Origin of the sequence: Sulfuricystis multivorans (assembly GCF_003966565.1) — a bacterium.
GTDB classification, from domain to species: Bacteria; Pseudomonadota; Gammaproteobacteria; order Burkholderiales; family Rhodocyclaceae; genus Sulfuricystis; species Sulfuricystis multivorans.
In genome coordinates this window covers 950,837-963,569 of record NZ_AP018718.1, presented here as the reverse complement: position 1 = coordinate 963,569, position 12,733 = coordinate 950,837, and the positions used below count along the sequence as shown (strand labels likewise).

Here is a 12,733-nt window from a genome sequence, read left to right as displayed (position 1 = left end):
CACCAACTCTCCTTGCGGGTCACTGCCGCGGCTGGGGCGCCACCTTCTCCCACGGGCTCGGACATTCCTTGACATAGGGATAATACGCCCGAGCCTCGCGGCAGTAGTACCAGTAACCGGGTTCGGGCGGAGGGGCTGCGCGCGGCTGCTCGATATAGACTGGCGGTGGCGCGGGCGGCGGCACCACGACGACGGGCGGCGCGGCATAGATCGGATAGGGATAATAATACGGCGGATACCACCATGGCCCGCCCCAATAGAAACCGAACTCGACCGACGTGCGTGGCCGATGATGCCAATGGGGATCGGCCCATGCGTTGCCCACCAGCAGGCAGGCCAGCGCGAGCACCGTTGCGGCTCTGGCGACACTCTTCATGGCTGGCTTTCTCCTCGAATACTTTTATTCACATTGAAGCATCCGTGGGCCGCCAGACAATGTCGCCCGCGTGGCAAAGTGTAAGGAATTGTTGCAAGAGCGAGGGTGCCATCCCGAAGCCGCCGACTCTCCGAGACGAGGCGGCGCCCGGCGGGACGTCCCTTTTTCCGCCAGCGCCGATTTTCTCGTCTTACTGGAACGGATGACGCAGCACGATCGTCTCTTCCCGGTCCGGCCCCGTGGAAATCATATCCACCGGCACGCCACACAGCGCCTCCATGCGCTTGATGTAATTCTGCGCCGCGCGCGGTAGATCAGCGAAGGTCTTGATGCCGACGGTGCTCTCTTTCCAGCCCGGCATCGATTCATAGACCGGCTCGCAGCGTTCGAGCTCGTCCGCGCCGACCGGCAGGATGTCGGTGAATTGGCCGTCGAGCTTGTAGCCGGTGCAGATCTTCATCTCCTCGAGGCCATCGAGCACATCGAGCTTCATCACGCACAAGCCCGAGACGCCATTGATCTGGATCGAGCGCTTCAGCGCGGCGGCGTCGAACCAGCCACAACGGCGTGCGCGCCCGGTCGTCGAGCCGAATTCGTGCCCTTTTTCGGCCATGTGCTTACCGACGGGATCCTGCTTGTCGATGGCATCGTACAGTTCGGTCGGGAACGGGCCGGAGCCGACGCGCGTCGTGTAAGCCTTGGTGATGCCCAGCACGTAATGCAGCATGCCCGGGCCGACGCCGGCGCCGGTCGAGGCGCCACCGGCGACGCAGTTCGACGAGGTGACATACGGATAGGTGCCGTGGTCGATGTCGAGCAGCGTGCCCTGGGCGCCTTCGAACAGGATGTTGGCACCGGCGTTGTGCGCATCGTAGAGCGCGCGCGGCACGTCTGCGACCATCTTGGTCAGCCGGGCGGCCTGCGCCATCACACCGTCGAACACTTGCTGGAAATCGACGGGGGCGGCGCCGAGATAGTTTTTCAGCACGAAGTTGTGATAGTCGAGCACCTCGCCGAGCTTCTCGGCGAAGCGCTTCGGCCGCAAGAGATCCTGCACGCGTAAAGCCCGCCGCGCCACCTTGTCTTCGTACGCCGGACCGATACCGCGGCCGGTGGTGCCGATCTTTTTCGCCCCCTTGGCGGCCTCACGGGCGACATCGAGCGCCTGGTGGTAGGGCAGGATCAGCGGGCAGGCCTCGGAAATCCTCACCCGTGCCTCGGCATCGACGCCGGCGGCGTTGAGCTCGTCGATCTCCTTGATCAGCGCATCGGGCGAGAGCACCACACCATTGCCGATGTAGCAGATCACGTCCTCGCGCAGAATGCCTGACGGCACGAGATGCAAAACGGTCTTCTTGCCACCGATCACCAGCGTGTGGCCGGCATTGTGGCCGCCCTGGTAACGCACCACTGCCTGGGCATGATCGGTGAGCCAGTCGACGATCTTGCCCTTGCCTTCGTCACCCCATTGCGTGCCGATCACGACGACGTTCTTGGCCATCTTTCAATTCTCCCCTAACGGTTCAACGATCCATTCATCACCGCGCCGCACCAGACGGCGGTCGCAACCGGCCTCCCGCCAGCAGCCTTCATGGTCCGGAAGAGCGGCGACGACGATCTCGCCCGCCGCGCGCAGGCGTTCGACTTCCGCGTGCGCCGCTTCGTCTTCCGGCCAGGGCGCGAGAATCGCGCCCGGCATCGGCTGCGGTTTGGCAAGGCGCGCCAGCGCGCGCAGATCGAGCGAAAAACCCGTCGCCGGCCGGGCACGGCCGAAACGCGCGCCGATGCCGTCATAACGCCCGCCCAAGGCGATCGCCCCAGGACTGTCGGCGCAATAGGCGGCGAACACGACGCCATTGTGATAGTGATAGCCACGCAGGTCGGCCAGATCGAATGACAGCGGCAGATCGGCGAGCTCGGTGGCGAGCCGTTGCAAGTCGCCCAACGCTCGCGTGATCTCTGGCAGCATCGGCAGACAGACGGACGCCCCGCGGATCACTTCCTCGCCGCCATAGAGTGTCGGCAGGAAGAGCAGGCCATTTCTGACGGGCTCGGGGAGAACGGCGGTCAGCTCGCGCAGGCTGGGCACATCTTTGGCCTGCAAGGCTTCGAACAGCGCCTGCTCCACCGCTGGCGCCAGTCCCTGGCCGGCCACCAGCGCGCGAAAGATGCCGACATGGCCAAGATCGATGCGGAAAGGCGGCAAATCGGCCAGATGCAGCGTGCGCGCGAGCAAGCGGATGACTTCGTGATCGGCCTCGAGCCCGGCATGCCCATACAGCTCGATGCCGATCTGCAGCGGCTCGCGGGGCGCGAACAATCCCGCCGGCCGGGTGTGCAGCACGCTGCCGCAGTAGCACAGCCTTGTTACGCCGGCCCGATTGAGCAGGTGGGCATCGATGCGCGCCGCCTGCGGCGTGATGTCGGCGCGCAACACCAGTGTGCGGCCCGAGAGCTGGTCAATGAGCTTGAAGCTGGAAAGATTGAGATCGCTGGCCTGTTCGTCGAGCAGGGCATCGGCGAATTCGAGCAAGGGAGGGACGACCAGCTGGTAGCCGTAACGAGCGAACTCGTCGAGCAGCTGCCGGCGCAGACGCTCGATCTGGGCGGCCTCGGCTGGCAGCAGGTCTTCGATGGCCTCGGGCAACAACCAGGCATGCATGGCGTTTTATCTGAACAACAGCAACAGCGTCAGACCGATGACGATCGAGCTCAAGCCCACGAAACGCAGCTGACCATCGGTGAGCTCGAGCGCACGACGAAAGGTCTCGCGCCAGATGCGCGGCGCGGCGAAGGGCAATAGGCCTTCGATCACGAGCATCAGCGCGAACGCCAGCAGGAGATTCGTCATGGGTGCGTGCCAGAAGACTTATTTGCCAGCAGCTTTCGCGCCGTTCTTCAGATACTTGAAGAACTCGGCGCTCGGATCGACGACGAGCAGGTCGTTCTTGTTGGCGAAGCTCTGGCGATACGCTTCGAGACTGCGGTAGAAGGCGTAGAACTCGGGGTTCTCGCCAAAAGCCTTGGCATAGATCGCCGCGGCCTTGGCATCGCCTTCACCCTTGATCTTCTGGGCCTCGCGATAGGCCTCGGCGATGATCACCTCGCGCTGCTTGTCGGCGTCGGCGCGGATCCGTTCCGCTTCTGCCGCGCCCTGCGAGCGGAGCTCGTTGGCCACGCGCTTGCGCTCGGTCTCCATGCGGCGATAGACGGATTCGGAGACTTCCGGCGGCAGATCGACGCGCTTCAAACGCACATCGACGATCTCGACGCCGATCTGGCGCGCATCGGCATCCGCCTTCTTCTGCACCTCGGCCATGATCTTGTCGCGTTCGCCGGAAACCACGTCATGCACGGTGCGCCGGCCGAACTCTTCGCGCAGGCCGGAATTGACGGTCTGCGCCAGACGGGTACGCGCCAGCATTTCGTCGCCCTGCACCGAGATGTAATACTGATGCACGTCGGCGATCCGCCATTTGACGAAGGAATCGACCAGCACCGGCTTTTTCTCGGCGGTCAAGAAACGCTCCGGCTCGACCGAGTCCATCGTCAGGATGCGCCGATCGAAATAGCGTACGTTCTGGATCAACGGCCACTTGAAATGAAGACCGGGAGTCGTGACCACCTCCTTGATCTCGCCGAGCTGGAAGACGATTGCATACTGGCGCTGATCGACGGTAAACAGCATCGCGCCGGCTGCGACGAACACGGCGAAGACGATCGCGAGCATGAAGGGCAGTCGTTGCATCAGCGTTCTCCCCGTTCGCGCGTCAGTTGGCCGCGCGTGCGCACGTCACGGTTTTCCTGGGCGGAAGCCGGCGCCGACGGCCGCTCGACGATCGGCGCTTCAGCCGGCGCGGGATTGGCCGCCGCCTGCTGCATCAGCTTGTCGAGCGGCAGATAGAGCAGATTGCCGCCGCCCTTGGCATCGATCATCACCTTGCTGGTGTTGGTGAAGATCTGCTGCATGGTTTCTAGATAGAGGCGCTGGCGCGTGACTTCCGGCGCCTTGGCGTATTCGCCATAGAGCTTGGAAAAGCGTGCCGCTTCACCTTCTGCGGTGGCGACGAGCCGCGCGCGGTAGCCTTCGGCTTCCTGCAGCAGGCGCGAAGCGGTACCACGCGCCCGCGGGATCACGTCGTTGGCGTAGGCTTCCCCCTCGTTCTTCTGCCGCTCGCGGTCCTGGCCAGCCTTCACCGCATCGTCGAAGGCGGCTTGCACCTGCTCGGGCGGCTGGGTGCTCTGCATCGTCACGGCGCGGATCTGGATGCCGGTGTCGTAACGGTCGAGGATCTCCTGCATCGTCTTCTGCGTGTTGGCGGCGATCACATCGCGACCCTCATAGAGCACGAAGTCCATCTTGCTCTTGCCAACCACCTCGCGGATCGCGGTCTCGGCAGCCTGAGTGACGGCGTCGTCGGGATGGCGGTTGTTGAACAGGTAGGCCTTTGGGTCTTTGAGCAGGTACTGGACGGCGAACTGCACGCTGACGATGTTCTCGTCGTCGGTGAGCATCAGCGCTTCCTTGAGCACCTTGTTCTTCTCGGAACCGCGATAGCCGATCTCGATGGTGCGCACGCCGGTGAGGTTGACGACTTCATGGCTCTGGATCGGCCAGGGTAGTCGCCAGCGCAGGCCCGGCTCGGTGGTTTCGGAGTATTTGCCGAGGGTGAGCACCACGCCGCGCTGGCTGGCATCGACGATGTAGAAGCCGCTCGCCAGCCAGACGACCGCGATGAGCGCGATCAAGAGGCCCAGGCCGCCGCCGAACTGGCCAGGCGTCAAGTTCGGCCTGCGCGCGCCGCCGTCGTCGCCGCCCGCACCGCCGCCCTTCTTGCCCAGGATGCCGGACAGGCGCTTGTTGAAATCGCGCCACAGCTCGTCGAGATCGGGAGGCCCGTTGCGGCCGCCGCGCCCGGGGTCGTTGCCCCAGCCGTGGTCATTGAGCGACATCAGAATGCCGGTGATCATGTTCTGTAATGGGGTGGGTGGTCTTGTCGATGATCGGCATTGCCAGCTTGCGCGACATTTCGGCCAGCGCGGCTCGCAACAGGTCGAGTCCGGCGCCGGTCTTGGCGCTGACACGGACGCGGGCGATGTTATCACACTCATCCCGTTCGACTCCGGGGGCAACCCCCGTCAAATCGATCTTGTTGAGGACGACGATCTGCGGCACCCCGGCTGCGCCGATCTCGGCAAGCACCTGGAGGACGGCGCGCATTTGCTGGTCGCGATCGGGGCTTGCGGCATCGACGACGTGCAACAGTAAATCGGCCGCCACCGTTTCTTCGAGCGTGGCATGGAAGGCGGCGACGAGCGCATGCGGCAGGTCGCGAATGAAGCCGACGGTGTCGGATAACACGATCTGGCAGCCTGATCGACCGTTTTCCAGCTCGCAGCTCGGCACATAGAGCTTGCGGGAAGTGGTATCGAGGGTGGCGAAGAGCTGATCGGCGGCATAGGCACCTGCCTTCGTCAGCGCGTTGAACAACGTGCTCTTGCCGGCGTTGGTGTAGCCGACCAGCGAGACCGAGAGCACCTCGCTGCGACTACGCCCCTTGCGGCGCACTGCGCGTTGGCGTTCCAGCTGCCGCAGGCGCTCTTTCAATACGGCGATGCGCTTGCCAAGCAGGCGCCGGTCGGTTTCCAACTGTTTCTCGCCCGGGCCGCGCAGACCGATGCCACCCCGTTGCCGCTCCAGGTGACTCCAGCCGCGCACCAGTCGCGTCAGCTGGTGCTCGAGCTGGGCGAGTTCGACCTGCAGCTTGCCTTCGTGACTCTTCGCGCGCAATGCGAAGATGTCGAGGATCAGCGCCGTACGATCGATGACGCGGCGCTCCAGGGCTTTTTCCAGGTTGCGCTGCTGGGCAGGCGAAAGCTCGTGGTTGAAGATGACCAGCTCCGCACCGTGGAGAATCGTCGCCGCGCGGATTTCCTCGACCTTGCCGGAACCGGCATAGGTTTTCGGATCGGGGCGATCCCTTTTGCCGGTGATCGTGGCGATGGGGACGGCCCCGGCGCTGCCGGCCAAGAGCCGGAACTCGTCGAGGCGTTCGGCGACATCGCCCTCACCGAAATCGAGCTGCACGAGAATGGCCCGCTCGCCGGCCGCAGGGCGTTCAAACATCGGCGGAGCGTCCGCCGCTCAAGGGAGTCACTCGGCCGGTTCGTTGCTGATATTCACCGGGCGGGCGGGCACCACGGTGGAAATGGCGTGCTTATAGACCATCTGTGTGACGGTGTTCTTGAGCAACACGACATATTGGTCGAAGGATTCGACCTGCCCCTGCAGCTTGATGCCATTGACGAGATAGATCGAAACGGGGATGTGCTCGCGCCGCAGCGTGTTCAGAAACGGGTCTTGTAGCATCTGCCCTTTGTTGCTCATGATGGCCTCACGAAGTCATGGTTATGAAAAATCGGAACTGTAGCCGATTTTCGCCGGGGAAGCCAGCGCCTGCCGGCCCTCAGGCGCCGCCGGTCGCCTTGAACAGCCCGGCGGCAGTCGCAGCCAGCGCCCGCCGCACGCTGATCACGGCCTGCTGCGCGGCGAACAGCTCGCGCTGGGCATCCAAGAGTTCCAGATAGCTGGAGACCCCAGCGCGCTGACGCGCCTCGACGCGGCGCAGGCGTTCGGCTTGCGCGGCTTCGGCCTGAACGAGCGCTTCGAGCTGTTGGGCGTAATGCTCGCGCGCCGCCAACAGATCGGCCACCTCGCGGAAAGCCTGCTGGATGGTCTTTTCGTATTCGGCAACTGCGATATGCTGGCGCGCCGCGGCGATATCTTCGTTGGCCGCGTTGCGACCAGCGTCGAATAGCGGCCATTTCAACACTGGCACGAAACTCCACGCGCCGCTGCCGCCGCCGAACAGTCCGGACAGCGCCGGGCTTGCCGAGCCGGCGAGCACCGTGAGCACGATCTTCGGAAAGAAAGCCGCGCGCGCCGCGCCGATGTTGGCATTCGCCGCGATCAGCTTCTGCTCCGCCGCCAAGACGTCGGGGCGTCGCAACAACACCTCGGAAGGCAGACCGACAGGGACTTCCGGCAAGGCGCCAAAGCCCAGAGCCGGCCCATCGAGAAAGGCACCGATATCGCTGCCAACCAAAAGGCGCAGCGCGTTTGCCGCCGCCGCCTGTTGGCGCTCGAGATTCGCGAGTTCCGCGGCTGCGGCCTGATAGGCGCCATCGGCGGCGAGAAAGTCGAGGTCCGTGGCCAACCCCACGTCGCGGCGACGCTCGATGAGCCGCCGGTTCTCGGCGCGGTTCTTGAGCGTCGCTGCAGTGAGCCGGCTGCGGGTAGCGAGTTCGATGAGGCTGTAATAGGCGCTCGCGACATCGCTGATCAAAGACAGCTCAAACGCTTGCCGGGCATAGTCGCTGGCGAGGAAGTTCGCCCGTGCCGCTTCATCGAGGCTTTTCACACGTCCCCAAAAATCGAGCTCGAAGGCCGTCATGCTCAGGTTGGCATCGAAGCGCCGGTTGTGGGTCGGCCGGCCCGAAGAGGTCAAACTCCCTGGCACGCGGGCAGCCTGTTCCTGCAAGCCGACATCGACGGTCGGGAAACGATCGGCGCGCGCCAAGCCTGCCTGCGCGCGCGCTTCCTCGACACGGGCGATGGCGATCATGAGATCGCGGTTGTGTTCGAGCGCCAGGCCGATCAGTCGTTGCAAGGCCGGATCGGTGAAGAAAGCGCGCCAGTCGCCGTTGAAACCCGGCGCGGGTGAGACGGCACTCGGCAATGGCCATGCTTGCGGCACCGGCGCTGCCGGCCGCTCATGGGGTGGGATGAATGAGCAGCCGGCGATGAGCAGGATAAGCGGCAGCGACTTATTCATGGGGCGGCTCCTGACGATGCCGGGAATGGCCGGGAAAGATGCGCCGCACGACGACGAAGAACACCGGCACCAAAAACACGGCGAGCACTGTGGCCGAGATCATGCCGCCCATCACGCCGGTGCCGATCGCATGGCGGCTGTTGGCGCCCGCGCCGGTGGAGACTGCCAACGGCAGCACGCCGAAGACGAAGGCGATCGAGGTCATCAGGATCGGCCGGAAGCGCAGCCGGCAGGCTTCCAGCGTCGCTTCGATCAATTCCCGACCCTCTTCGTGCAGCCTGCGCGCGAACTCGATGATCAGGATCGCGTTCTTGGCCGAAAGACCGATGATCGCGATCAGCCCCACCTTGAAATAGACGTCGTTCGGCAAGCCACGCAAGGTGACGGCCAGCACCGCGCCGAAGATACCGAGCGGCACGACGAGCATCACCGCGAAGGGTACCGACCAACTCTCATACAACGCGGCAAGACAAAGAAAGACGACGATCAGCGAGACGCCGAACAAGAATGGCGCCTGTGCGCCGGATTGGCGCTCTTCGAAGGAAGTGCCGGACCACTCGAAACCGATCCCGGCAGGCAATTGCTTGGCGATCGCCTCCATCGCCGCCATCGCCTCGCCGGTCGAGCGCCCCGGTGCCGGGCCGCCAGCAATCTTCATCGCCGGCAAGCCGTTGTAGCGGTCCAGTTTCGGGGAACCCACCACCCATTTCGCCTGCGCGAATTCGGCCAGCGGAATCATATCGCCGCGAGCGTTCCTGACCGGCAGGCGCAGGATGTCCTCGGGCGTGCGGCGCAAACCGGCATCGGCCTGCATCTGCACGCGCAGGATGCGTCCCTGGCGCACGAAATCGTTGAGATACGCCTGACCGAGCGTCGCTTGCAAGCTGTCGTTCAGATCGGCGAGATTCACCCCCAAGGCGCTGGCCTTCACGCGGTCGATGTCGAGGAAGAGCTGCGGCCCGGCCTCCTGCCCTTCGGGGCGCACGCCCGAGAGCACCGGATTCTGGCCCGCCAAGCCCAAGGCCAGGTTACGGGCTTCGAGAAGCTTTTCGCGTCCCAACCCACCGCGATCCTGCAAGCGGAAATCGAAGCCGCCGACCGCGGCCAGTTCCGGAATCGGCGGCACGTTGATCGCGAAAATCATCGCCTGCTTGATGCGGAAGAAAGTCATGTTGGCCTTCCTCACCAAGGATTCGGCTTCGCTTTCCTTGGCCGGCCGCCCGTCCCAATCTTTCAGGCGCACGAAGGCGATCGCTGCATTCTGGCCGCGGCCGAAGAAGGAAAAGCCGGCCACCCCGATCACATGCGCGACCTCGGGCTGCGCGAGGTAATATTGCTCGACGCTCGAGAGCACCTCGAGCGTGCGCTCGCGTGTCGCGCCTGGCGGCAGCTGGACGATGTTGATGAAGTAGCCTTGATCTTCGGAGGGCAGGAAGCTGCCAGGCAGCTTCGCGAACAGCCAGCCGGCGGCGGCAAGAATCGTCGCATAGACGATGAGCCAGCGGCCGGGCCGGCCGAGCATGCGCCGTATGGCGCCCACATAGCGCCTCACGGTCGCGGCGAAGAAACGGTTCCACCCGCCGAAGAAGCCGCGCGAGGGCAGCACCTCGCCTCGTTCGTGCTTGAGCAGGGTCGCGCACAGGGCGGGCGTGAGCGTCATCGCCATCAAGGCGGAAAAGAGCATCGTCAGCACCAGGGTCACCGAGAACTGGCGATAGATCGCGCCGGTCGAGCCGCCGAAGAAGGCCATCGGCACGAACACCGCCGAGAGCACCAGGGTGATGGCGATGATCGCGCCGAAGATCTGCCCCATCGCCTTGATGGTCGCCTCGCGGGGGGCAAGCCCCTCCTCGCTCATGATGCGCTCGACGTTCTCGACGACGACGATCGCGTCATCGACGACGATGGCGATCGCCAGAACCATCGCGAAGAGCGTCAGCACGTTGATCGAGTATCCAAGAAAATAGAGCCCCACCGTGCCGCCCAACAGTGCCACCGGCACGACGATGGCCGGGATGAAGGTGGCGCGCCAGTTCTCCAAAAACAGATACATCACGAGCACGACGAGGATCATCGCCTCGACGAGGGTTTTGACCACCTCGCGAATCGAGATCTCGACGAAGGTCGAGGTGTCATACGGCACCAGCCAGTCGATCCCCTTGGGGAAATACTGCGCGAGATTGGTCATCGTCGCGCGTACTGCCTTGGCGGTCTCCAGAGCGTTTGCGCCGGGGGCCATGCGCACGGCGATCGCCGCGTTCGGCTGACCATCGACGCGCGCCGCCACCGAATAATCCTCCGCGCCCAATTCCACCCGCGCGACGTCCTTGACACGCACCAATGCGCCGCGGGCATCGGACTTGACGATGATCGCGCCGAATTCTTCGGGGCTGGCCAAGCGGCTTTTCATGACGATCGGCGCAGCGATTTCCTGTCCCGGCAGCGCGGGAATCGCGCCCAGTTCTCCGGTAGCGAGCTGTACGTTCTGCGCGCGCACCGCACGGGCGACATCCGCCGGGGTGAGATTGAAGGCCTGGAGCCGATCGGGCTTGAGCCAGATGCGCATCGAATATTCGGTGCCGAACAGGATCGCCTCGCCCACCCCCGGTGTGCGGCGGATGCTCTCCAACACGTTCGCCGCCGCGAAGCTGCCCAGGGCGATGTTGTCGAGCGACTTATCGGGCGAGAAGATCGAGATGATCATCAAGAAATTGCGCGCCGATTTGGCCACCGTCACGCCCAGCCGCCGCACCTCCTCGGGCAGACGCGCCTCGGCGCGCTTGATGCGGTTCTGTGTCTCGACCGAGGCGAGATCGAGATTGGTGCCGGCCTTGAAGGTCAGCGTGATCGTGCCGCGGTTTTGCTCTGAACTCGACTCCATGTAGAGCAGGTTGTCGATGCCGTTCATCTCCTGCTCGATCAAGGCGACCGCAGTCTCCTCGACCACCTGCCCCGAGGCGCCGGGGTAGTTCAACGTGATCGACAAGGCCGGCGGCGCAACGGAGGGATAGCTTGCCACCGGCAGCTCGCGCAAAGACATCAGCCCCCCCATGATGATGACGAGCGCGATCACCCAGGCAAAGACCGGCCGGTCGATGAAGAAGCGCGGCAGCATTTACTTCTTCCCCGCTGCCGAGGCCGGGGCGGGCGGCCCAGCCAGCAGGGGCGCACCAGGCGTCCAGGGCACCGCTTTGACGACGCTGCCGGGTCTTGCCTTCTGCAGGCCATTGACGATCACGATATCGCCCGCCACAAGACCCTCGGTGACGATGAAATCATTGCCGCTGACGCCGCCCGTCTTGATCGGGCGCACGCTCACCTTGCCCTCGGCATCGACGGTCATCACGATCTGGCCGGTGGGCGACCCTTGCACCGCGCGCTGTGGCACGGTCAGCGCCTCATCGATCATCGCTTCGGGAAAACGCACGCGCACGAAGGCGCCGGGCAGCAGCTCGCGGCGCGGATTGGGAAACTCGGCACGCAGCACCACCGCGCCGGTGCTCGGATCGACCGCCATGTCGGTGAATTTGACCCGGCCTTTTTCGGCATAGAGCGAGCCGTCTTCCAACACAAGCTGCACTTCGGCGCTGTCGGCCTTTTTCTGCTTGCCGGCCTTCACCGCCTGCTGCAGGCGCAGCAAATCGGCATAACCGTGGGTGAATTCGACGCGGATCGGATCGATCTGTTCGATGGTGGCCAGATGAGTCGCCTCGTTTCTGCCGACCAGCGCGCCCTCGGTGACCAGCGCGCGGCCGATACGGCCGGAAATCGGCGCCGACGGGACGGCATTCTCGAAATCGAGCCGCGCCTTGGCGAGCGAAGCTTCGGCCTGCTTGACCTTGGCGGCGGCGGCGTCGAACTCCTGCTGGCTCACCGCCTTGATTTCCAAAAGCGGCTGGTAGCGCGCCAGCACCGCCCGCGCCGCGGCGAGATCGGCCTCGGCGGCATCGAGCTGTGCCCGGTAGGTGCGCGCATCGATTCTAAACAGCGGCGTGCCGGCCTTGACATCGCTGCCCTCGACGAACAGCTGCTTTTCCACCACTCCCTCGACGCGCGCCCGCACCTGGGCAGTGCGATAGGCCAGTAGCCGACCGGGCAGATCCTGCGTGATCTTCGCCGTGACAGGTTTGACCGTCACGACATCGACTTCCGGCGGCGGCATTGCGGCGGGTTTGCCCGGACCTGCGGTAGCGCCGGGCTTGCCCCCATCATTGCCCTGACCGCAGGCCGCGAGGATCAACAAGAGGAAAATAGATGGGATTTTTTTCAGGAAACGCTGAATAAGTTGCTGCGCGGGCGCATCGCCGCGTTGCGCGGTGTTGGCTTCGGCCGCTTCGCTTAACCTCGGCAAAGCCGAGGTTAGCCTTCGCCGCAACTTCGTTGTCGCTCCCTCGCCTAACTCCATGTTATGTGGTTCCGGCATAACTTGCGCTTCGCTCCTGTTAGCCTGCACCGAAACTTCGCCTTCGGCTCGTTTTCTCGGTCGCTGCGCTCCGTGCGCCTTGCGCTGCATCCCGCTCGC

At 64.4% G+C, this 12,733-nt stretch carries 11 protein-coding genes; all 11 read right to left on the bottom strand.

The annotated features are described in order from the left end of the window. Positions 1–19 precede the first annotated feature (19 nt). On the bottom strand, positions 20–376 hold the full coding sequence (locus tag EL335_RS04805) for a hypothetical protein (protein WP_126444615.1): 357 nt from the start codon (positions 374–376) through the stop codon (positions 20–22). A 190-nt stretch (positions 377–566) separates the two neighbouring features. After that, on the bottom strand, positions 567–1,877 hold the full coding sequence (locus EL335_RS04800; RefSeq protein WP_126444613.1) for an adenylosuccinate synthase: 1,311 nt from the start codon (positions 1,875–1,877) through the stop codon (positions 567–569). 3 nt (positions 1,878–1,880) lie between these two features. Continuing rightward, positions 1,881–3,038, bottom strand: coding sequence for an ATP phosphoribosyltransferase regulatory subunit (locus EL335_RS04795; RefSeq protein ID WP_126444611.1), 1,158 nt, complete (start codon positions 3,036–3,038; stop codon positions 1,881–1,883). A gap of 6 nt (positions 3,039–3,044) precedes the next feature. Continuing rightward, complete coding sequence (locus EL335_RS04790) at positions 3,045–3,227, bottom strand: DUF2065 domain-containing protein (protein ID WP_126444609.1); 183 nt, start codon at positions 3,225–3,227, stop codon at positions 3,045–3,047. An 18-nt stretch (positions 3,228–3,245) separates the two neighbouring features. Continuing rightward, positions 3,246–4,124: a protease modulator HflC gene (hflC, locus tag EL335_RS04785; protein ID WP_126444607.1), complete on the bottom strand. Its 879-nt coding sequence runs from the start codon at positions 4,122–4,124 to the stop codon at positions 3,246–3,248. Then, entirely contained in the window at positions 4,124–5,329 is a 1,206-nt protein-coding gene (gene hflK, locus EL335_RS04780; protein ID WP_126447695.1) for an FtsH protease activity modulator HflK, read from the bottom strand. The genes hflC and hflK overlap by 1 nt, the downstream gene beginning before the upstream one ends. Continuing rightward, positions 5,316–6,503, bottom strand: a complete 1,188-nt coding sequence (gene hflX / locus EL335_RS04775) for a GTPase HflX (RefSeq protein ID WP_126444605.1) — start codon at positions 6,501–6,503, stop codon at positions 5,316–5,318. The genes hflK and hflX overlap by 14 nt, the downstream gene beginning before the upstream one ends. Before the next feature lie 27 nt (positions 6,504–6,530). Further along, a complete protein-coding gene (gene hfq / locus EL335_RS04770; protein ID WP_126444603.1) occupies positions 6,531–6,764 on the bottom strand; it encodes an RNA chaperone Hfq in 234 nt (77 codons plus the stop codon). A gap of 79 nt (positions 6,765–6,843) precedes the next feature. After that, a complete protein-coding gene (locus tag EL335_RS04765) occupies positions 6,844–8,211 on the bottom strand; it encodes an efflux transporter outer membrane subunit (RefSeq protein WP_126444601.1) in 1,368 nt (455 codons plus the stop codon). Then, the gene (locus tag EL335_RS04760; RefSeq protein WP_284155452.1) at positions 8,204–11,326 is read right to left on the bottom strand and encodes an efflux RND transporter permease subunit; all 3,123 of its coding nucleotides are present in this window, start codon (positions 11,324–11,326) and stop codon (positions 8,204–8,206) included. The genes EL335_RS04765 and EL335_RS04760 overlap by 8 nt, the downstream gene beginning before the upstream one ends. Further along, the gene (locus EL335_RS04755) at positions 11,327–12,562 is read right to left on the bottom strand and encodes an efflux RND transporter periplasmic adaptor subunit (RefSeq protein WP_284155451.1); all 1,236 of its coding nucleotides are present in this window, start codon (positions 12,560–12,562) and stop codon (positions 11,327–11,329) included. Between the last annotated feature and the right edge of the window lie 171 nt (positions 12,563–12,733).